General features: G+C 42.1%; 23 protein-coding genes and 2 riboswitches. Of the genes, 4 read left to right on the top strand and 19 right to left on the bottom strand.

The features are described from left to right. Nucleotides 1-4 precede the first annotated feature (4 nt). The 7 genes from resA to ACTWQL_RS19890 form a co-directional block, all read right to left on the bottom strand. On the bottom strand, nt 5-532 hold the full coding sequence (gene resA / locus ACTWQL_RS19920) for a thiol-disulfide oxidoreductase ResA (RefSeq protein WP_443144156.1): 528 nt from the start codon (nt 530-532) through the stop codon (nt 5-7). A gap of 82 nt (nt 533-614) precedes the next feature. Next, nucleotides 615-1,334: a pseudouridine synthase gene (locus tag ACTWQL_RS19915; protein WP_443144155.1), complete on the bottom strand. Its 720-nt coding sequence runs from the start codon at nt 1,332-1,334 to the stop codon at nt 615-617. A gap of 440 nt (nt 1,335-1,774) precedes the next feature. Beyond that, a complete protein-coding gene (locus ACTWQL_RS19910) occupies nt 1,775-2,308 on the bottom strand; it encodes a spore maturation protein (RefSeq protein WP_443144154.1) in 534 nt (177 codons plus the stop codon). A gap of 1 nt (nt 2,309) precedes the next feature. Continuing rightward, nucleotides 2,310-2,903: a nucleoside recognition domain-containing protein gene (locus ACTWQL_RS19905; protein ID WP_443144153.1), complete on the bottom strand. Its 594-nt coding sequence runs from the start codon at nt 2,901-2,903 to the stop codon at nt 2,310-2,312. Beyond that, nucleotides 2,896-4,065: a D-alanyl-D-alanine carboxypeptidase family protein gene (locus ACTWQL_RS19900; protein ID WP_443144152.1), complete on the bottom strand. Its 1,170-nt coding sequence runs from the start codon at nt 4,063-4,065 to the stop codon at nt 2,896-2,898. The genes ACTWQL_RS19905 and ACTWQL_RS19900 overlap by 8 nt, the downstream gene beginning before the upstream one ends. A gap of 90 nt (nt 4,066-4,155) precedes the next feature. Next, the gene (locus ACTWQL_RS19895; protein WP_443144151.1) at nt 4,156-4,740 is read right to left on the bottom strand and encodes an isoprenylcysteine carboxyl methyltransferase family protein; all 585 of its coding nucleotides are present in this window, start codon (nt 4,738-4,740) and stop codon (nt 4,156-4,158) included. A gap of 21 nt (nt 4,741-4,761) precedes the next feature. Continuing rightward, nucleotides 4,762-5,853, bottom strand: a complete 1,092-nt coding sequence (locus ACTWQL_RS19890; protein WP_443144150.1) for a type III polyketide synthase — start codon at nt 5,851-5,853, stop codon at nt 4,762-4,764. A gap of 147 nt (nt 5,854-6,000) precedes the next feature. Here ACTWQL_RS19890 and ACTWQL_RS19885 point away from each other — a divergent pair, with 147 nt between their 5' ends. Continuing rightward, a complete protein-coding gene (locus ACTWQL_RS19885) occupies nt 6,001-6,099 on the top strand; it encodes a YjcZ family sporulation protein (RefSeq protein WP_221565275.1) in 99 nt (32 codons plus the stop codon). Nucleotides 6,100-6,275: 176 nt separating this feature from the next. Here the strand turns inward: ACTWQL_RS19885 and ACTWQL_RS19880 are convergent, their stop codons facing one another. The 3 genes from ACTWQL_RS19880 to ACTWQL_RS19870 are packed head-to-tail and all read right to left on the bottom strand — an operon-like array spanning nt 6,276 to nt 8,037. After that, nucleotides 6,276-6,677, bottom strand: a complete 402-nt coding sequence (locus tag ACTWQL_RS19880; RefSeq protein ID WP_443144149.1) for a hypothetical protein — start codon at nt 6,675-6,677, stop codon at nt 6,276-6,278. A gap of 2 nt (nt 6,678-6,679) precedes the next feature. Next, nucleotides 6,680-7,282 carry an SMC-Scp complex subunit ScpB gene (gene scpB, locus ACTWQL_RS19875; RefSeq protein WP_443144148.1) on the bottom strand — a complete coding sequence of 201 codons (603 nt, stop codon included), beginning with the start codon at nt 7,280-7,282 and terminating at the stop codon, nt 6,680-6,682. After that, nucleotides 7,279-8,037 (bottom strand): segregation/condensation protein A, encoded by a 759-nt coding sequence (locus ACTWQL_RS19870; protein ID WP_443144192.1) that lies wholly within the window; start codon nt 8,035-8,037, stop codon nt 7,279-7,281. The genes scpB and ACTWQL_RS19870 overlap by 4 nt, the downstream gene beginning before the upstream one ends. A 462-nt stretch (nt 8,038-8,499) precedes the next feature. On the opposite strand from ACTWQL_RS19870, the gene ACTWQL_RS19865 reads away from it, so the two are divergent. Beyond that, complete coding sequence (locus ACTWQL_RS19865; protein ID WP_443144147.1) at nt 8,500-9,027, top strand: DUF309 domain-containing protein; 528 nt, start codon at nt 8,500-8,502, stop codon at nt 9,025-9,027. Nucleotides 9,028-9,043: 16 nt separating this feature from the next. On the opposite strand, the gene ACTWQL_RS19860 is transcribed toward ACTWQL_RS19865, so the two are convergent. The 5 genes from ACTWQL_RS19860 to ribD all read right to left on the bottom strand — a co-directional run bounded on the left by ACTWQL_RS19860 (nt 9,044) and on the right by ribD (nt 13,429). Continuing rightward, the gene (locus ACTWQL_RS19860; RefSeq protein WP_443144146.1) at nt 9,044-9,412 is read right to left on the bottom strand and encodes a GNAT family N-acetyltransferase; all 369 of its coding nucleotides are present in this window, start codon (nt 9,410-9,412) and stop codon (nt 9,044-9,046) included. A gap of 503 nt (nt 9,413-9,915) precedes the next feature. Next, nucleotides 9,916-10,383, bottom strand: a complete 468-nt coding sequence (gene ribH / locus ACTWQL_RS19855; protein ID WP_443144145.1) for a 6,7-dimethyl-8-ribityllumazine synthase — start codon at nt 10,381-10,383, stop codon at nt 9,916-9,918. Between the two features lie 90 nt (nt 10,384-10,473). Further along, a complete protein-coding gene (locus tag ACTWQL_RS19850; protein WP_443144144.1) occupies nt 10,474-11,667 on the bottom strand; it encodes a bifunctional 3,4-dihydroxy-2-butanone-4-phosphate synthase/GTP cyclohydrolase II in 1,194 nt (397 codons plus the stop codon). A gap of 23 nt (nt 11,668-11,690) precedes the next feature. Beyond that, nucleotides 11,691-12,338, bottom strand: a complete 648-nt coding sequence (gene ribE, locus ACTWQL_RS19845) for a riboflavin synthase (RefSeq protein WP_443144143.1) — start codon at nt 12,336-12,338, stop codon at nt 11,691-11,693. Then, nucleotides 12,338-13,429 carry a bifunctional diaminohydroxyphosphoribosylaminopyrimidine deaminase/5-amino-6-(5-phosphoribosylamino)uracil reductase RibD gene (ribD, locus tag ACTWQL_RS19840; RefSeq protein ID WP_443144142.1) on the bottom strand — a complete coding sequence of 364 codons (1,092 nt, stop codon included), beginning with the start codon at nt 13,427-13,429 and terminating at the stop codon, nt 12,338-12,340. Before ribD ends, ribE begins: the two co-directional genes overlap by 1 nt. 307 nt (nt 13,430-13,736) lie before the next feature. Here ribD and ACTWQL_RS19835 point away from each other — a divergent pair, with 307 nt between their 5' ends. Beyond that, a complete protein-coding gene (locus ACTWQL_RS19835; protein WP_443144141.1) occupies nt 13,737-13,922 on the top strand; it encodes a hypothetical protein in 186 nt (61 codons plus the stop codon). 267 nt (nt 13,923-14,189) lie between these two features. Beyond that, a riboswitch (FMN riboswitch) is annotated at nt 14,190-14,333 on the bottom strand. 361 nt (nt 14,334-14,694) lie between these two features. Then, nucleotides 14,695-14,859, top strand: a complete 165-nt coding sequence (locus ACTWQL_RS19830; RefSeq protein WP_443144140.1) for a hypothetical protein — start codon at nt 14,695-14,697, stop codon at nt 14,857-14,859. Between the two features lie 77 nt (nt 14,860-14,936). Here ACTWQL_RS19830 and ACTWQL_RS19825 read toward each other — a convergent pair whose 3' ends face one another. The 4 genes from ACTWQL_RS19825 to ACTWQL_RS19810 form a co-directional block, all read right to left on the bottom strand. Continuing rightward, a complete protein-coding gene (locus ACTWQL_RS19825; protein WP_443144139.1) occupies nt 14,937-15,371 on the bottom strand; it encodes a peptidylprolyl isomerase in 435 nt (144 codons plus the stop codon). A gap of 175 nt (nt 15,372-15,546) precedes the next feature. Then, nucleotides 15,547-16,872, bottom strand: coding sequence for a diaminopimelate decarboxylase (gene lysA / locus ACTWQL_RS19820; protein WP_443144138.1), 1,326 nt, complete (start codon nt 16,870-16,872; stop codon nt 15,547-15,549). A gap of 110 nt (nt 16,873-16,982) precedes the next feature. Further along, nucleotides 16,983-17,154, bottom strand: a riboswitch (Lysine riboswitch). Nucleotides 17,155-17,224: 70 nt separating this feature from the next. Next, entirely contained in the window at nt 17,225-18,700 is a 1,476-nt protein-coding gene (locus ACTWQL_RS19815) for a spore germination protein (protein WP_443144137.1), read from the bottom strand. Then, nucleotides 18,666-19,256 (bottom strand): stage V sporulation protein AE, encoded by a 591-nt coding sequence (locus tag ACTWQL_RS19810; protein WP_443144136.1) that lies wholly within the window; start codon nt 19,254-19,256, stop codon nt 18,666-18,668. The genes ACTWQL_RS19815 and ACTWQL_RS19810 overlap by 35 nt, the downstream gene beginning before the upstream one ends. Between the last annotated feature and the right edge of the window lie 2 nt (nt 19,257-19,258).

The following is a 19,258-nucleotide window of genomic DNA, read 5'->3' as shown; positions in this document are numbered from 1 at the left end:
CCCATTATGGCTTGATTTTTTCCATGTAGTTGCGTACCAGAGTATCGTTCAGCTCACCCGTGATTTTATCGATCACTTTACCTTCCGGACTGATCAAATAGGTGGCAGGTAAGTTTCCAACCCCATATTCATCTACAACTTCACGTTGCTGATCCAAAAGAATCGGAAACGTCAGATTCAATCTGTTCGCGAACTTTTCCACCGTAAACTTCGGCTCTGCGATATCAACTGCCAGGACAACTACACCCTGATCTTTATATTTGTCATACTGCCGTTGGATGGCAGGCATTTCTTTCTCGCATGGTGGACAATATGTACCCCAGAAATTCAAGAAAACGCCCTTCCCTTTATAATCTTCCAACTCTACTTCATTACCTTTTAAATCTTTCAGGACAAAATTCGGTGCTGTATCTCCAGCTTGGACAGGTTCCTTTTTGTCATTGAAAACGGTGTTATAGAGTGTATATCCCAGGGCAAGGGCAATAACAACCAATATGACTGAACGCATGATTAACCGTTGTCGTTTTTTCATAATGGCGATCGCTCCAATCTAATCTTCTACCCTTCCTACTATAACGTTTATTTGTCCAGTATTCATGGGTTTTATTTGACGTTTATGTGACAGCTAGATTCCGTAATTGCTTGACTTCATGCGGTGTCATCGTTCTGGAGTCCCCAGGGTTTAGTCCTCTGAGATCCAGATTCCCGTAGCCTTCACGTTTCAGTTTTTGGACAGGATAACCGAGTGCTTCGAACATCCTTCTTACTTGGCGGTTGCGCCCTTCATGGATTGTCAGTTCGATTATTGCTGTCTGTTTCTTTTTATCAAGGCTTTTCATTTTGACTTTCGCCGGTGCTGTCTTGCCATCATCAAGCATGATTCCTTTTGAAAGCTGACGGATCTCCAGCTTGGAAGGGATCCCCTTCACCTTGGCGACATATCTTTTTTCCACATGATACTTCGGATGCATAAGTGTATTTGCGAAATCTCCGTCGTTAGTCAGTATAAGCAAACCGGAAGTGTCATAATCAAGACGACCTACAGGAAAGATCCTTTGTTCAATATCAGGAAAATAGTCCGTTACGACTTTCCGGCCTTTTTCATCTTTCACGCTTGAAATGACACCACTCGGTTTATAAAACAAAAAGTAGACAGGTTCTTCTTTATCGATTGGTACCCCATTCACTTCAATTTCGTCAGAAGGTGACACTTTCGTCCCTAATTCTGTTACAACGCTACCATTCACTTTCACTTGTCCATCCAGGATTAATTTCTCGGCTTTCCGTCGAGAAGTAACACCAGCTTGTGCTATGACCTTTTGTAATCGTTCCATACTTTCACCTCAATCTCAATCATACTCTTCGACATTTGAATTCTCAAGTTTTGAAAGAGCAGTTCACTTTATTTACAAATTGTACGGGATGATAGATCCACATCTTATATTGTTGATATCTGCGAATCCTCCTCACTCTCCCCAAGCTGAAAACAGGTTGCACATACCCAATAACGGAATGCTTATTCGACCAATATAATCGGAATTTACAAACTTAGGGGACACCAGAGACCTTATTTTGCAAATATCATAGAAAATCAGCTGCTTTGTTCGCAAATAACTGTGGTGTCCTTTAACTGAAAACATGGCTGCCTGGTTCCGCCTAGATCGCTTTTCACGAAGGAGTGTCACGAAATTCGCTCAAAGTATTTTCCTGCCTACTCAACATCCATTAGCCATGCAATCAAAAAACTCCACCAATTTGCTGGTGGAGTAAAAAATCAACTGCCAAAAACGAGTGTCACGACGATGATTGCACAGATGATACCGACAAGGTCCGCAAGCAGCCCGACTTTCAACGCATCTCCCATCCTTTTGATGCCAACAGCTCCAAAATAGACAGTAAGGATATAAAGAGTGGTGTCTGTACTGCCTTGCATTGTAGAAGCCAATCGCCCAATGAACGAATCAGGTCCGTACGTTGAAATCAAATCCGTCGTCATGGCTAGTGCCCCTGTCCCAGAAATCGGCCTGATCAACGCCAGGGGAACGATTTCCGATGGGACTCCGATTGCTGTGAGAAACGGCTTGATAGAATCAATCATAAACGCTAATGCACCTGAGGCTCGGAATACGGTGATGGCTACGAGCATCCCGACCAGATAGGGGATGATTGAAACTGCAATTGAAAACCCTTCCTTCCCGCCTTCAACGAATTCTTCGTATGTCGAAACTCTTTTGAAAGTTGCGTATATAAGGACAAATCCGATCAGACAGGGAAGGATCCAAATGGATATTGTCGACACAAGCCCCATTTCAAGACCTCCTCCTTCTTTGCCGCCTATGGTAAAAATAACGGTCGATCATGATGGCTGCGATTGTCGAACAAGCAGTCGCAATAAGCGTAGTCCCTACGATATCGGTCGGCGACAAGGAATTATAATTCATCCGGATCGCTATAACTGTTGTTGGAATGATGGTAAGGCTTGAGGTGTTAATCGCGAGGAACGTAATCATCGAACGACTTGCATCATTACGATCGGCATTCAATTTCTTCATCTGTTCCATCGCTTTTATTCCCATAGGTGTAGCCGCGTTACCGAGCCCAAAAAGGTTGGCGACCATATTTGATAAAATGTAGCCCATCGCAGGATGATCCGGCGGTATATCCGGAAAGAGCCTTTTGGCAACCGGTTTGAACAACCCAGAAAGCTTTTCAAGCAATCCCGCTTTTTTTGCGATGTTCATAAGCCCCAACCAAAAGACAAGGATGCTGATCAACCCTAAACTGATGGTGACAGCTTCCTGAGCACTTTTGAACAATACCTTATTGACTTCCTCCATCGTCCCATTGATTGCTGCATAAATGATTCCGAAGACAAACATGAACACCCAGATCAGGTTAACCATACGGCACCGTTATGATAAAAAACTTCGTTACGACCTTCTTGATCGTTCCCCAAAAGGTTTCCTCCTCCAGTTCCCTATACGTACCTTTGAGGAATAAAGGGAGTTCTCCAATGTCAGAACCATCAAGATAAATCGTAAGCTTTCCAACTGGGCTCGGAGGATTCTTTCCCCATTTGCCATTTTCAGGTGGTTTGATAAGGGTGATATCATTTTTAAGAAGATCACGCTCATCTTCGGTCAAAGGATAATAAAATGTTCTCGCTGCTTCCACTTTATTCTTATAAGCATCGTTTTCCAGACCACTAATTGGACCTTTTTCTACAATGGAGACAAGATCATATGTATTGAAAGCCCAATCAAAAAGGTTCATGTGGTCGTTCCAATCGTTGCCATCATTCAAAGTGACCGCGATCAGTTCAAGGTCATCCTTTTTTGCTGTTGATACAAGTGTTCTTTTCGCACGTTTTGTATAGCCTGTTTTCCCGCCAGTAGAATATTCATACATCCGTAACAGTTTGTTTTTATTCTTGAAAATACGATCCCATTCCTCCCCCTCTTGAGGGGCTCTGTGCGTCTTTGTTGAAGAGATTTTCCGATATGTTTCATTTTCCATCGCATACCGAGTCAATAATGCCATGTCATAGGCGGTAGAGTAATGATTCTCATGATCATCGAGTCCATGAGGATTGGAGAAATACGTATTTTTCATACCGATTTCCGCAGCTTTTTCGTTCATCATATAGACGAACCCTTCCAAGCTGCCACCAACATGTTCTGCTATTGCTACTGCAGAATCATTACCTGAACGCAGCATCAACCCATACACGAGATCTTCCAAGAGGATCTTCTCACCTTTTTTTAAATAGATGGAAGAGCCTTCTGCCTGGAGCGGCCGCTCACTTACCGTAGCCATCTCATCCATTTTCCCTGACTCAACCGCTAATATGGCGGTCATGATTTTCGTAATGCTTGCAATCCTCATTTTCTGGTGTTCATTTTTTCCATATAAAACACGACCAGATTCCTGCTCCATCAGTATGGCACCTTGAGCATATACACCTGGTCCTTCCGCATATACGAGCTGATGTATCGGTATAGTTGAAAAAAATATCATAAAGGCTAATCCAATGAGGATTCCAGCTCTAATTATTGCAACAATCATAACATCCCGTCCCTTAGCCAGTTTTGTACAAGTTTATGCTCCAAAAGACGGGATATGAAAAAAATTAACTCCACATAATAAAGTTATTGTCTACTTAGGTGGGGACTTCGAGTGCTTTCGTTCTTCTTGAGGTATAAAACGCGGGGTAGCACTGAATTGATGATCGTAGTCTGATTGCTGGGATAAGGCAGCTTCTTCTGCTGGAATCCGGACCAACAGTAAAAGTAAAGCATTCAATATCGTGAATAGAACTGTAGTCCAAAATGCATTGAACATTAGCGGAATGACCAGCAACTCAAATGAAACAACAACATAATTTGGATGTCGCAAGAAACGGAATGGACCTTTTTTTACGACATTTGCATTTGGAAGGATAATAATCTTCGTATTCCAGAACATACCGAGTGAACGGATCGTCCAGACTCTCAATCCTTGCAACACGATAAACAATAAGAACAATACAGGAAAAAAAGGTGAGGTCACAAATCCTTTAACATACGATTCTAGGACTAATGATAATAAGAAAGCCGTATGAAGAATGACAATCCATTTATAATGCTCTGGGGCAAATTCCTTTGCACCTCTCGCCTTCATCTTTTTTTCGTTTCGTCGAGCCACCTTCAATTCAACTAGACGCTGTGCAATGATGAAAGAAAATAATAAAAAGAAGATCATGGTCCATCCCCCTTATAAAACTCATTCTACCCATTCTATTAGGACAACTTCAGAACTGAAACCAGGCCCTAGAGCCATAACAAGACCTTTTTCTCCGGATGGAATATCTTTTTGCATGAACCGATTCAATACATAGATCACGGTCACAGAGGACATGTTTCCGTACCGCTTCAATATTTCCAATGAATCATGAAACATGGAAGCAGGAATGTCCAACGAACTCATATAGGCGTTCAACACTTTTATACCACCAGGGTGAGCGATGAAATGCTTGATCTCATCCATCTCAAGATCCTGATCGATGAGAAATTGATGGATGGTAGGATAAAACCAACTATCTACGATATGGGGGATGTCCTTAGAAAAGATGACATAGAGCCCTTCATCTTTAATATCCCATCCCATTACATCTTCTGAATCCGGCATCAAAGTGGATTGGCTTGCTAACGTTTTGGGGATGGTTTTTCCAACAGTTAATTCATGCTCTTTCACTTCATCTCCTACCATCAATACTGCTCCTACACCATCTGCAAAAAGCGATGTCCCGATCAAATTGCTTTTTGAATAATCTTTTTTTTGGAACGTCAAACTGCACAATTCTACACAAACAAGCAGGACTTTCGCTTGTGGATAGGCAAGGCAATAATCATGCGCCCGAGCAAGTCCTGAAGCGCCACCTGCACACCCTAAACCCCAGATCGGGATCCGTTTCGTGTGAGGGGAAAATGGAAGTTCATTCATAATCCTCGCTTCAATGCTCGGCGTTGAAAATCCAGTGGTCGAAACAAAGAATATGGCGTCTATTTCGTTGTAAGGGATCTGCTTATCCATGTATGTATTATTGGCAAGGCAATCTTTTATCGCTTTGACACCATACTCAACTGATTTTTCAATATAGATGTCATTTTTCGATTGTAACGTATGGTTTTCCTTATACCATTGAACATCATTGACAAAGTTCCTTGTTTCAATCTGTCCATTTTCGAACACACGTAATAAGCGATCAATATGGGAAAAATGATCACTGAACAGCTCTCTCGCAAATTCGACTGTATGGTCTTGTCCCAAGGTATGCTCCGGATCACAGGTACCGACTGATAGGATATATGGCATTTGCCTGACACTTCCTTAAAGTGCATTTTTATCAGTTTGTACTTATCATAACAAAATATGTGAAACCGGTACAATCGTCTAGTACGCCTACTAGACGAATGCATATAGTATGGGTGAATGGCTTATTAGGGATAGGGGGACATCGGAATGTCAGATGGATTTGGTAAGGGGTTCATCTTGCTCGTTGTTTTGTTCGTGCTATTAGTGATTATCGGTATAACCGTCTATTCAGGATATCACGGCTAAAACTATACATCGGATAAAGAAAACTTAGCAAAGCCAGGCCTTTGGCGCAGGCTGAGCTTTAGTTACTCTTATACTGAAGAAAGTATTTTATACTTTCTCAAGTATAAAGAAGGCTGACCAGCGCAATCATTTTGATGCCAAGGTCAGCCTTTTTCTAACTCCAAATTAAACTCGCATTACACATTTTGTTCAGTTAATTCGTAACCACCTTCGTTCAGAATCTTATTCACCATTTCTTGTAAAGATCCTTCATCGACGCCATTGAATAGTGTTGCAAATTGCTGTTCATCATTTATGTAGACCCGGTGGCGTTTTGCATAAGCTTGATTTGTTTGAAGTGCCAACAATGCAACGATTTCCCGTAAATGGATAATCCGACCGTCAATTTCAAAGAGCTCTTCCGTTTCAAAACTCGATAAATCCGAAATTTTCTCATCGAAGTATCTTACATACAAAACAGCTAATGTTTTTTCAGTTTTGCCATCCCGGAAGGTCACTTCAGAGCGGTTGAAAAACTCCTCTGGAGAATTCGATTTCGACTTTTCAAGTTCTTCTCCACTTATGGAAGTAATAATCACGGTTAATCCTCCTTATCATTAGATTCCATCACAGATTCAAAATTTTCAAAGAACAAATCTGCTTCGTCTTCGATGGAACCATCCTCAAATTGTTCTGGTAATTCCGGCAAGTCCTCTTTCGACTTCAATCCAAAGTATTCAAGAAACTCTTTTGTCGTTCCGTATAGAATCGCACGACCTGTTCCTTCTGCCCTTCCGACTTCCTTAACCAGATGTTTGGCTGAAAGTGTCTGAAGCGGCTTTTCAGTTTTCACACCACGAATATCCTCGATTTCAGCACGTGTGATCGGTTGTTTGTATGCGACGATGGCAAGAGTTTCAAGAGCCGCCTGGGATAACGAACTGGTGGTAGGCGATTCAACAAACCTTTCATAATAAGAAATATGTTTCGCTTTTGTCGTAAATTGATAGGCACCTGCAATTTCGACAATTTCAATTCCTCGGTCGTCAGCCTGGTAATCTTCAATCATTTCCTTAATGAGTTCTTCTGCTTCAGAAAGCTCGATTTGAAGAATATCAGTAGCTTGTTTCCCATCTAACCCCTCATCACCGACGACAAAAAGCAGACCTTCAATCACAGCTTTTTGCTCATTTCTTGTCGTCAACTAATATCCTCCTCCATCAAGTGAATTGAAATTTCATTAAAATTCTCATCTTGTTCACAACGGATCTGCCGTGTTTTCATTAATTCAAGAACCGCCAGGAAAGTTACTACCATATGGTCTTTACTCGGATATGGAAAGAGATTTTGGAACGTCTGAACCCCTTTTCGAAAACGAAGTTCAGTTACGATTTCTGACATCCGTTTGTCAATCGGGATTTCCTGACGATCAATTTTCGTTTTGGGAGCATTCTTCGTCTTCTTTTTATCAAATAAAGATTGGAACGCACCAACTAAATCATAGATCGTCATATTGGAAACAGGATTGACCGGTTCTTGTTTTGCTTCAAAATGATCAAGATTGCTTGGCGGCTTTGAAAATGTCAGGCTCCTCTTACTCTCGTGTTCTCGTAGATAGGATGACGCTTCTTTAAATTTACGATATTCAATGAGTCGGCGGACCAGCTCATCCCTCGGATCCTCGTCCATCTCCATTTCGAGCTGTTGATCGAACTCATCTTCTTCATATTTTGGGAGTAATGTTTTACTCTTGATTGCAATTAGAGTAGCAGCCATAACAAGATATTCACTAGCGATATCCAGTTGGAGCTCTTGCATCGTATGTATGTATTCTAAGTATTGTTCCGTAATCTTAGCGACCGGAATATCATAAATATCGATCTCGTAACGGTTGATCAAATGAAGTAATAAATCAAGCGGTCCTTCAAATGCATCCAATCGTACGTTGTATTGGGTCATGAAATTCACCATTCTCACATTCTAGTATATAGGGTTCATACTTTATATAAAGCACTGTTATAAACATAGGCTGTTTTCGTAAACTTTGTTGCTCTTGAAAGTCGTTGATTTCCGCTCCAGGATGCTCGCTTTCCGCGGGGAGTCGCCTTGCGACATTGAATGGTCTCACCTGTCCCGCCGAAGGGAGTCTCGCACCTTGCTCACCAATCAACTTGCACAAGGTGAGTTTTTAAAAATGACTCAAAAGCAACAATCTTTTAGAAAAGAGCCAAAACATTTGCTTTATAAGTATGAAATATGACGATATTATAGCATACAGCAGGGGCAGCCACAATTTGGTTTTACAGGCAATGTCTACGTTCAACAAATCTTTACAATTAACAATCGGCTTTCTGCAGTGCTTTTTCGTCAGATTGTCATGTATGATAGACTTGAACTACTTTAATTTGGAGGTATCTTTCCATGTATCCAAAGCCATATGTAGATTTTTTAGTCCATTTTCATGGACTCCGTGATTATTTTGAATGTCATGAAATTTTAGAAGAACATTGGAAATCAATTCCAAATCACGATCCGAAAAAACACTGGGTCGGACTTATTCAAATAGCCGTATCCCTCTACCACCAACGCAGACAAAATTATTCAGGTGCTTTACGAATGATGAGAAGTGCTTTACTGATCATTGAGACAGAACAGAACGAAATCGAAGCACTTGGCTTAGATGCTAACCAATTACAGGAACAACTCTCCAAAAGGGTCAAAGATATTGAAAATAAACAACCTTATGAAAGCTTCAACTTACCTATTAAAGACAAGAGATTGATCACTTTATGTGAGGCTGAATGTAAGAATATCGGTTGCACATATGGCCTGCCAAGTGATTTGAAGAATGAATTCCTTCTCCATAAACATACACTCCGTGATCGCCAGGAAGTCATCGATGAACGATTAGCACAGAAAAATCTCAGAAAAAAGAAACGGGAAGGGTAATCCTTTCCGTTTCTTTCTAGTCGTTCTCAAGTTTGACTTCTTCTTCACACTTCTCAAAGAAGGAACTTGTTTCTTCATTTGCAGTCAACTGATAGTTATCTTTCAATATTCTTTTCAGTGCATCAACCATCTTTTTTCCGATGCCTTGATGGCGATGTGAAGGATTGACACTGACATGTTGCAGTTCAGCTGTACCATCCTCCGTTTTCAACCCGATGATTCCGATGATGTCTTCTCCTTCTTTCCACAGAAACAGTTGATGATCAGATTCAATTTCATATTGCTTGACTGTTTGTTGCAGCTTTTTGACGTCTTTCTGATTCGGCATGAATGACAGAAGACCCATTGCAATTTTTTCATAGTTTCGTTTATAACGAATTAGCATAAATTCTCCCTCATTATCGAATTAACTTCCCAACAAGTGACAACATCAAGAGGAAAGCAACGATGATACATACAATGATCAGAATACGTTCTTGCTTTTTATTCTTCTGGTTCGTCATCTTTCTCAGCCTCTTTTCATAGCAGACCTTGCCTGAGTGTCGATCCCGACCCTGTTTCCAAAAGCTTTTGAAATCACATCAGGTTTCAACAAAGCCTATTAGAAAAGTTCATGATGTCCAAAGTCATCTATATTATAGACGAAATTTGATGACTTTGCTAATTTTGCTCTTCATTATGATCAAATAAGCGAGTATATTAAGCTTTTTCCATACCTGGAATGATTTAATCAATACACAGTTAAAAGTTTTTTTAATTTATTGAAGGCTGTTTTTGCATAGACTCGCTTGGCTTACTGACCCGCAGGAGTCTCGCATATTTCCACTGTCATTAGCATTCAGCACATTCCTTAACAATTCCAATAGCAACAATCTTTTATAAAACGGCCTAATTGAAAGAACGGCACAGATTCCCCATTTCAATAGCTGATACAGCTGCTTCCCAGCCTTTATTGCCTGCTTTCGTACCTGCACGTTCTACTGCTTGCTCAATTGAATCAGTCGTCAGAACACCGAAGATCACAGGTGTCCCTGTGTTCAACGAAAGGCTTGAAACACCTTTTGCTACTTCATTACATACATAATCAAAGTGTGGTGTAGAACCTCGGATTACAGTTCCAAGGGTGATAACCGCATCATATTTGCCGGACTCTACCATCTTTTTTGCGATCAATGGAATTTCGAATGCACCAGGGACCCAAGCCACATCGATGTCTTGTTCACTGATACCATGGCGCTTCAAAGCGTCCTCGGCACCGGACAGCAGCTTACCTGTAATGAATTCATTGAATCGACCTACTACAATTCCTACTTTCAATCCTGTTCCAATTAAATTTCCTTCGAATGTTGTTCCCATTATTAGAGCCTCCTGGTTAGTTATTGAATGAGATGGCGACCTATTGTACTAGCCTTTAGTTAGGTAAGTTAGGTTAACCATCCCTATCTCTTAAAAGTGAAGCATATGACCTAATTTACTATGCTTTGTTCTTAAATACCTCTCGTTTTCATCTCGGTGCGGCATCTGGATCGGAACTCGATCGACGACCTCTAATCCATATCCACTTAATCCCTTGATTTTACGAGGATTGTTGGTTAAAAGTTTCATTTTCGTTATTCCAAGATCCCTTAGAATTTGAGCACCAATTCCGTAATCCCGAAGATCAGGAGCGAAACCTAGTTTTTCATTGGCTTCGACTGTGTCCAATCCTTCTTCTTGAAGCTTATAAGCTTTCATTTTATTCAGCAGTCCGATCCCTCTGCCTTCTTGTCGCATGTAGAGCAGAACACCGCTCCCCTCCTCTTCAATCTGAGCGAGTGCTGCGTGTAGCTGCGGTCCACAGTCACAGCGAAAAGATCCGAATACATCACCCGTCAGACACTCCGAATGGACCCGGACCAGTGTCGGTTCATCTGGAAGGATTTCACCTTTTACGAGTGCAACGTGTTCTTTTTGATCAAGAATGTTCGAATAACCGATTGCTCGGAATTCGCCAAATTCTGTAGGCATTTTGATCTCGATTTCTTTCTTCACAAGCTTATCTTTACGGTTACGATACTGGATCAGATCTTTGATCGTAATCATTTTCAAATCATAGTCATCTGCAATTTTTCGAAGCTGGGGCACGCGTGCCATCGTCCCGTCTTCATTCATGATTTCGCAAATGACACCAGCAGGTTCGGCACCTGAAAGGCGAGCAAGATCGATCGCAGCTTCTGTATGCCCTGCTCTTCTTAACACTCCGCCCTGTTTTGCAATTAAAGGAAAGACATGCCCTGGGCGCTTGAAATCAGCAGGTACTGCATTCGGATCTAACAATGCTTTCATTGTTGCTGCACGTTCTTGTGCTGAAATCCCCGTCGTAGCCGATTTATGGTCAATACTAACTGTGAAAGCTGTCCCGTGGGGATCCGTATTTTGATTCACCATTGGATTGAGGTCCAATTTGTGAGCCAGTTCTTCTGTAATCGGTGTACAAACCAGTCCTCGCCCATGTGTCACCATGAAATTCACAATTTCTGGTGTCACCCGATCTGCAAGTGCAATGAAGTCGCCCTCATTCTCTCGGTCTTCGTCATCACAAACGATGACAACTTTCCCTTGCATCAATTCGTAAATCGCTTCTTCTATTGGATCGAACATTCGCCATCACCATCCTATATTGATCAGAATCCATGTTCTGTCAAAAATTCTTCAGTCAGACTACCTGATTTTCTTTCGTTTGTCCTTCTTTGCAACAAGTTATCCATATATTTTACGAGCATATCACATTCGATATTTACGAGATCACCTGTATTTTTCTTTCCCAATACCGATTCTTCCACCGTATGGGGAATAAGGGAAAGGGTAAACGTGGTATCTGTCACACCGAAGATCGTGAGGCTTGTACCGTCGACTGCCACGGAACCCTTGTTCATAAAATAAGGTTGAAGTTCTTCTTGCGCTTTAATTTCATAATAGATCGCATTTTGTTTCCGTGTCTTTTTGACGATTTCTCCGACTCCATCGATATGTCCAGATACAAAATGCCCCCCGAATCTCCCGCCTGCGGCCATAGCCCGCTCCAGGTTCACTCCATCACCTGAACCTAATGAATTCAAGTTGGTATGCCGTAACGTTTCCGGCATCACATCGACAGTAAAAGAAGTTGGTTCATAAGTAGCGACCGTCAAGCATATTCCGTTTACTGAAATACTGTCACCCAGATGAACATCTTGAAGGACTTTTTCAGCTTCGATACGAAGGACATAACCATCCGCAGATTCTTTGACTGATTGTATTTTTCCAATCTCTTCGATAATTCCTGTAAACATTAAGATCTCTCCTTCGGAATCGACACGATTTTGAGGTCTTTCCCGATTTTTTCATATGATACCATTTCAAGTTCCATAGCATCTGATATCCGTTCAATACCTTCCCCGCCTATGATCGATGGACTTGATGATCCTCCGATCAGCATTGGTGCGAGATAGGTTACGACTTTTTGAAACGCCTTTTCTTTAATGAAACTTGCATGGACCGTTCCACCACCTTCTACAAAAAGAGAAGTGATTTTTTCCTCTGCGAGACGTTCCAGTACCGCTTGTATTGTTATTTTCTCTTCATTCATCTTTAAAATTCGGATGTTATCAGTTTGCATCGATTGAATTTCTGTTTCAGAAACTTGACCGCCAGTCACAATCCAAGTTGGTGCTTCCCAATCGTTCAAAACCTTGGATTGGGCAGGGATACGAAGATGAGTATCCAGAATAATACGGATCGGATTCTTTCCCCCTGAAGGAAGTCTCGTTGTCAGAGATGGGTCATCCTTTATGATTGTATTGACGCCAACAAGGATCGCATCGTGTTCATGCCGATATCGATGCACATCCAGCCTCGCCTCTGCTCCAGTGATCCATTTACTATGGCCCGTTTTGGTCGCAATTTTCCCATCGATACTAGATGCCGATTTCAATGTAACGAATGGCAGATTAGTCGTCATATAATGGTTGAAGAACGGATTCAATTCAATTGCACGCTGTTCATTCAAGCCTACATGGACCTCAAGCCCAGCATCCCTCAGGCGTTGTATGCCTCTTCCGGCTACTAAAGGATTCGGGTCTGTCGTCGCTACATAAATGGTTTTTATTCCTCGTTCTATAAGAAGATCAGCGCAGGGCGGAGTCTTCCCGTGATGGCTGCAAGGCTCCAGTGTTACATACATTATGGCACCTTTCGCTTTATCACCAGCCATTTGTAACGCGTGAACTTCTGCATGCCCTTCTCCTGCTTTCAAATGTGCACCTAATCCGACCATCTCTCCGTTGTTGACGACCACAGCACCCACTTTGGGATTGGGAGCAGTCTGGCCGGCTGTTTTTTTGGCCATATCAATAGCCAAATTCATATAACTGGCGTGTTCCATAGAATCTCCTCTTTCTACATTGCCGATGGGATGATTTTTTTATTAAGGCTGTTTTCGCAAATTTTGTTGCTCTTGCACTTAAAGAAAGTATAAAATACTTTCTTCAGTATAAGGGCAACTAAGGCTCGACCTACAAAAGGCTTGGTCTCGCCAAGTTTTCTTTAAAAGTCGTTGATTTCCGCTCCAGGATGCTCGCTCTCCGCATGGCCCACTCGTTGCCTTGCGACCTCAGGAGTCTCCTTATCAAGGAAGCATTTGTGCTCCTGCGTCTACAAGAAAGTCCTGTCGAAGCGAGCTTCCTCGTCGCATGCCTTGCGAGGAGATTATTCAGGTAGTAGGCACGCTGATCCCGCAGGACAAGGAAAGCTTCGGCAGCGTTATATCGCACGAAGAAAATGCAGTTTTCATTTTCGAGGAGTCTCGCACCTGGCTCTCCAATCAACTTGCACAAGGTGAGTCTTTTAAAAATGACTCAAAAGCAACAACCTTTTAGAAAAGAGCCTTCATTAATTAGAAAAAAGAAAAACCCCAAAGATGCAATTAAGCATGTTCGGGGTTTGTGCGCATGAGAAATAAACCTCGCTTTTCTTTACACTGAACGATTGTTCAGATAAAACGAGTAGGAATAGAAGCAGATGGATCGTTCGGTTCAAAGAATCCGCATATTGTCAGCGATATCAGGAAATATCGAATGACAAATTAAACCCAGGCTTCCCGACGAATTCAGGTTGCTTTGAGTATCTCATCTACTTTCCACTATAAATTCCTTCTCCCATCCAGACTATACTGTCGGCTTCGGACTTGCACCGAATCCACCGTTACTGTAAGCAACGGGTCACGGACTGAAAAGCGAAATTGCTTTATCACCGCCGGTTGGGAATTTCACCCTACCCCGAAGGAAATGTTTTTGATTGTACTTACATGTTACTCTTAATTTTTCGGTTAAGCAAGAAAAAGGTGATATTTGAACAAGACGAAGAAATTATACAATGCATTAAAAGGCTATTTTCGCAAACTTTGTTGCTCTTGCACTTAAAGAAAGTATAAAATACTTTCTTTAAGTGCAACTAAGGCTCGACCTACAAAAGGCTTGGTCTCGCCAAGTTTTCTTTAAAAGTCGTTGATTTCCGCTCCACGATGCTCGCTTTCCGAGGGGGGCGGTGAGCCCACTCGTCGCCTAGCGGCCTCAGGAGTCTACTTTTCAAGGAAGCATTTGTGCTCCTGCGTCTACAAGAAAGTCCTGTCGAAGCGAGCTTCCTCGTCGCATGCCTTGCGAGGAGATTATTCAGGTAGTAGGCACGCTAATCCCGCAGGACAAGGAAAGCTTCGGCAGCGTTACATCGCACGAAGAAAATGCGATTTTCATTTTCGAGGAGTCTCGCACCTTGCTCTCCAATCAACTTGCACAAGGTGGTTCATTACCAAAATGACCCCAAAGCAACAATCTTTAAGAAAACAGCCTATAAAAAAGATCGACCCACAAGGAGTCGATCTTTTCACTCTATTTTTACTCTTCCCAAACTTTAACTTCTTTCATTACATCACCATTTTGTGTGCGTAACACTGAATCCAGCCCTTCTGTCACCTGACCGAAAACAGTATGTACACCGTCTAAATGCGGCTGGTTTTCGTGAACGATGAAGAATTGGCTTCCTCCTGTGTTTTTCCCTGCATGTGCCATCGATAAAGCACCAGGCTTATGTTTATGTGGGTTTCCTTCCGTCTCACAATCGATCGTGTATCCTGGACCGCCAGTGCCTGTTCCGTGCGGGCAGCCTCCTTGAGAGACGAAACCAGGAATGACACGGTGGAAAGTCAATCCATTATAGTATCCTTCATTCGCAAGTTTTTCGAAATTCGCTACTGTATTAGGTGCTTCCTCAGGAAAAAAATCAATCAAGACTTTTTCGCCATTTTCAAATTCAATACTTCCTTTTTTCATTTAAATTCCTCCTCTGCAACAAGTAGTTCCATTGTATGTTTTTTATTTAGAGAAGTAAAGATAAAGAGCGGTATCCTAAAAGTGCCTGAGTCTCTCCGAATTCAACACCATTTTGAGGAAAATCACATAAAATGGTGTGTTGGAGGTGTCTGACACTTTTCTTTTAGGACAGTCCTTATGTGCTTGATACGAGTGTTTTTTTAAGTGGTCTGTCGTGTTGGATCAGATCCTGATAAGACTCTCTTTCAACGACCAGCTGCGCTTCTTCATTTTCCACGAATACGACTGCAGGTCTTGGTAATCGATTGTAGTTGTTCGCCATTGCATAACCATATGCTCCTGTACAGAACATCGCTAAAATATCTCCCTGAGAGGTTTTCGGAAGTTCGATGTTATGGATCAACATGTCTCCCGACTCACAGCATTTACCTGCAATCGAGACTGTCTGCATGTTCTTTTGCTCCAGGCGGTTTGCAACGACCGCTTCGTATTTTGCTTGATAAAGTGCTGGTCGGAGGTTATCCGTCATTCCTCCATCAACAGCGACATAATTTCGGATACCAGGAATTCTTTTTTCCGAGCCGATTGTATATAAAGTCGTGCCTGCCTCACCAACCAACGAACGTCCAGGCTCGATCCAAATTTCCGGCATATGGAGATCATGTTCCTGAACTTGTTTCTTAACTTCATCCACTAAAATGTTAAGTACATTTTCAATCGAAATCGAGGTTTCATCTGATGTATGGGCGATCCCGAATCCTCCACCTAGATTGACGACTTCCGCTACAAAATTATTCGATCTTTTCCATTCTGAAAGCTGATCGAACACTTTTTGAACAGCCATCACGAAACCATCCGCTTCGAAAATCTGTGATCCGATATGACAATGTACACCGAGGACTTCGAAATGATCTGAATCAAGGCATTCAAGCAATGCTTGATCTGCTTGTTTACTTACAATATCAAAACCGAACTTAGAGTCTTCCTGCCCAGTCAGAATATAATCATGCGTGTGTGCTTCAATTCCAGGTGTTATCCTCAAAAGGACAGGAATCACCTTGTTCATCTCTTCCCCTACCTGTTTCAACAAATCCAATTCATAAAAGTTATCGACAACAATACAGCCTACTCCCTCTTTTACAGCCATCTGAAGTTCTTCAAGAGTCTTGTTGTTCCCGTGAAAATGAATCTTTTCAGTCGGAAAGCCTGCTTGAAGTGCAGTGTAGAGTTCCCCGGCTGATACGACATCAAGGTATAGACCTTCCTCATCCATCACCTGGACAATTGCAACACTCGAGAAGGCTTTACTTGCATAAGCAACCTTGGCATCAACTTTCCTTTTTTTAAAAACAGATTGAAAAGCCCGTGCTTGTTCTCTGATTTTCGCAACATCATATACATAAAGGGGTGTTCCGAATTCTTTCGCCAAATCAATCGTATCTACCCCGCCGATTTCCAAATGTCCGAGTCCATTCATTTTCCCAGTTCCTAAAAATGCCATTGATCGTATTCTCCTCTCTCTATTTGGAGAGAGCGTATTAACTGATAAAAATACTAAAAACCAGCCTATGCAGTGGTACATAAAAACTGGTTTTCACCCGTACCCTCATCAGTCGGAATAGCTCTCCACTACTTTAGTAGTGACAGTCCGTTACTTGTTCAGCAACGGCCCAGCAACCTTAATTGGGATTAAGCTTGCTTCGGCAAATCGACCTTTTATTGTCCGTCATCGCCCCCCTGGCTATGAACAACTACTCATTCTCTCTGCGCCTCTACCCCATTACGTTGAATGAGGCAATTATTAAATTAAAAACTACTTTAGCATAACTGATCGTTTGAATCAACACCTGATTTCAAGCATCTGATTGTTTTTTATTCTGCTGTGGACGCACAATACTTGGCCGGACCTTCGATAATGGGACAGACACTCTGATCAAAACCTGCATCAGAGCTTGCGGATTGAAAGGAATGAAAGGCCATAAATATGGTGTGTTCAAATTTTTGATACTGCTCATATACAGCAATACCAAAGTACAACCGATCATGAATCCAGGGACATCAAAAAGGAAGACGAGTGTGATCAAAATCAGCCTCACAATCTTATTGGCGACACTTAATTCATAACTCGGTGTTGAGAACGAACCGATCGCAGCCAGTGCGACATACAGGATAACTTCCGAGACGAATAGTCCGACATCGATTGCAATTTGCCCGATCAATACAGCAGCAATCAATCCCATTGCCGTCGAAAGTGCGGATGGGGTATGAATTGCGGCCATCCTTAAGACATCAATACCCAGTTCTGCAAAAATGATTTGAAGGTAGATCGGGACATTCGAGTCTTTGGTGGGTCCTATGAAATCAAGGTTTGCTGGAAGTAGATTTTCATTTAGGACGAACAATAACCAAACCGGCAATAAGAAAAGCGAAGCCAGCATGCCTCCAAAACGTATCCATCTTAGAAACGCACCAATCATTGGTGTTTGGCGATATTCTTCTGCGTGTTGGACGTGATGGAAGAATGTCGTAGGGGTAATGATCACACTAGGAGACGTATCTACGAATATAAGAACATGCCCTTCCAACAGGTGAGTTGCAGCTACATCCGGCCGCTCTGTATATCGAACCAGCGGATAGGGATTCCAGCCTTGCTTTACCAAAAATTCTTCCACTGTCTTATCAGCCATGGGGATACCGTCGATTCGAATGCCTTTTAATTCTTTGCGGATCGTCTCGATCAATCCAGGATCAGCCACATCTTCTAAATAAGAAATACAAACATCTGTTTTTGAACGATCTCCCACTTGCATGATTTCATTCCGTAGGCGTTCATCCCTTAAACGGCGTCTAGTCAATGCTGTATTTTCTATAATATTTTCTGTATATCCGTCACGGGCACCCCTGACGACTTTTTCTACATCAGGTTCTTCAGGTGATCTGCCAGGATAACTCCTTACATCGACGATAAATCCTTCATTGTGGCCATCGATTAATACAGCTACTAATCCTGATAGGACACGGTCAATAACCTCATCAAGGTTTTTAGCAGTAGAAACCTGTTGATGCGCAAGATGATTTTTGATAACATCTTTCGCTTTAGAACTTGTACGGTATTCATGATCGGCATCCAATAATTCTTTTAAAAGCATAATGATGAATTCACTGTCACACAAACCTGTGCAGTAATATATTTGGACTTCTTTATTCAAGATGTTCATTTTGCGAACACCGACGTCAAAGCTTTGTCCAATCCCCATCCTATTTTTCAGAAACTCTTCGTTCTCTGCAATTTTCTTATGAATCGGTGTTTCTTCTTTTTTGGGATGCATTCTGTGCACTCCTTTCTAAGATGAGCTGGACCGCTTGCCTGGTTATCGGGGCTCCTCTTTCAGCGGTATCGACGCCATACATTTTACCGATATCTCCAATACCAACGATGAACGGGAGATCCAGTTCATCAAGTACATAAACTGTGTCACCATCCAAACGGCCAAATTCCATATCTGGCAAACCGCTCTTATCTACACCGTAAGCCGACAACTCGCCAAAACGATCGATGCTTACATCCACGTGTGTCCATTCAGCCAGATGGGTCTTGGAGGCTACCGCTATTGCTCCGAGCACTTCGATGTCAGGATGATTCGCTACTTCACGCATCGCCGTTTCTCCAGGACCTTCCCCACGATATCCACAATCATCAAACATGACCAGCACAGGATCATATGGAGTTGAAAGGATCATTGTGACGAGCTCCTCTCCTGTTATTCTGGTCGGATTTCCCCAGGACTGGGAAATACAACGCCCTCCAATATCTTTGGCAACTTGCTCCACCGCTTTTAAAGCGTATAAATCTCCATCGGTAATCATGATGACTCGTTTTTTCATGT

It is taken from the genome of Pseudalkalibacillus sp. R45 (assembly GCF_052246725.1).
In the GTDB taxonomy this organism is placed as follows: Bacteria; Bacillota; Bacilli; order Bacillales; family Fictibacillaceae; genus Pseudalkalibacillus.
Note: the sequence above shows the minus strand (reverse complement) of the source record. Positions and strands in the feature narration are given on the sequence as shown.

Excerpts from the sequence above, each read along its gene's own strand:
- ACTWQL_RS19825 (WP_443144139.1), bottom strand. The coding sequence starts at position 15,371 with ATGAAAAAAGGAAGTATTGAATTTGAAAATGGCGAAAAAGTCTTGATT.
- ribD (WP_443144142.1), bottom strand. The coding sequence starts at position 13,429 with ATGGAACACGCCAGTTATATGAATTTGGCTATTGATATGGCCAAAAAA.
- ribE (WP_443144143.1), bottom strand. The coding sequence starts at position 12,338 with ATGTTTACAGGAATTATCGAAGAGATTGGAAAAATACAATCAGTCAAA.
- ACTWQL_RS19910 (WP_443144154.1), bottom strand. The coding sequence starts at position 2,308 with ATGGGGCTTGTGTCGACAATATCCATTTGGATCCTTCCCTGTCTGATC.
- ACTWQL_RS19890 (WP_443144150.1), bottom strand. The coding sequence starts at position 5,853 with ATGCCATATATCCTATCAGTCGGTACCTGTGATCCGGAGCATACCTTG.
- ACTWQL_RS19865 (WP_443144147.1), top strand. The coding sequence starts at position 8,500 with ATGTATCCAAAGCCATATGTAGATTTTTTAGTCCATTTTCATGGACTC.
- ribH (WP_443144145.1), bottom strand. The coding sequence starts at position 10,383 with ATGGGAACAACATTCGAAGGAAATTTAATTGGAACAGGATTGAAAGTA.
- ACTWQL_RS19905 (WP_443144153.1), bottom strand. The coding sequence starts at position 2,903 with ATGGTTAACCTGATCTGGGTGTTCATGTTTGTCTTCGGAATCATTTAT.
- ACTWQL_RS19835 (WP_443144141.1), top strand. The coding sequence starts at position 13,737 with ATGCCTTGCGAGGAGATTATTCAGGTAGTAGGCACGCTGATCCCGCAG.
- ACTWQL_RS19900 (WP_443144152.1), bottom strand. The coding sequence starts at position 4,065 with ATGATTGTTGCAATAATTAGAGCTGGAATCCTCATTGGATTAGCCTTT.
- ACTWQL_RS19860 (WP_443144146.1), bottom strand. The coding sequence starts at position 9,412 with ATGCTAATTCGTTATAAACGAAACTATGAAAAAATTGCAATGGGTCTT.
- resA (WP_443144156.1), bottom strand. The coding sequence starts at position 532 with ATGAAAAAACGACAACGGTTAATCATGCGTTCAGTCATATTGGTTGTT.
- ACTWQL_RS19885 (WP_221565275.1), top strand. The coding sequence starts at position 6,001 with ATGTCAGATGGATTTGGTAAGGGGTTCATCTTGCTCGTTGTTTTGTTC.
- ACTWQL_RS19895 (WP_443144151.1), bottom strand. The coding sequence starts at position 4,740 with ATGATCTTCTTTTTATTATTTTCTTTCATCATTGCACAGCGTCTAGTT.
- ACTWQL_RS19915 (WP_443144155.1), bottom strand. The coding sequence starts at position 1,334 with ATGGAACGATTACAAAAGGTCATAGCACAAGCTGGTGTTACTTCTCGA.
- ACTWQL_RS19810 (WP_443144136.1), bottom strand. The coding sequence starts at position 19,256 with ATGAAAAAACGAGTCATCATGATTACCGATGGAGATTTATACGCTTTA.
- ACTWQL_RS19850 (WP_443144144.1), bottom strand. The coding sequence starts at position 11,667 with ATGTTCGATCCAATAGAAGAAGCGATTTACGAATTGATGCAAGGGAAA.
- lysA (WP_443144138.1), bottom strand. The coding sequence starts at position 16,872 with ATGGCATTTTTAGGAACTGGGAAAATGAATGGACTCGGACATTTGGAA.
- ACTWQL_RS19870 (WP_443144192.1), bottom strand. The coding sequence starts at position 8,037 with ATGACCCAATACAACGTACGATTGGATGCATTTGAAGGACCGCTTGAT.
- ACTWQL_RS19830 (WP_443144140.1), top strand. The coding sequence starts at position 14,695 with ATGCCTTGCGAGGAGATTATTCAGGTAGTAGGCACGCTAATCCCGCAG.
- ACTWQL_RS19815 (WP_443144137.1), bottom strand. The coding sequence starts at position 18,700 with ATGCATCCCAAAAAAGAAGAAACACCGATTCATAAGAAAATTGCAGAG.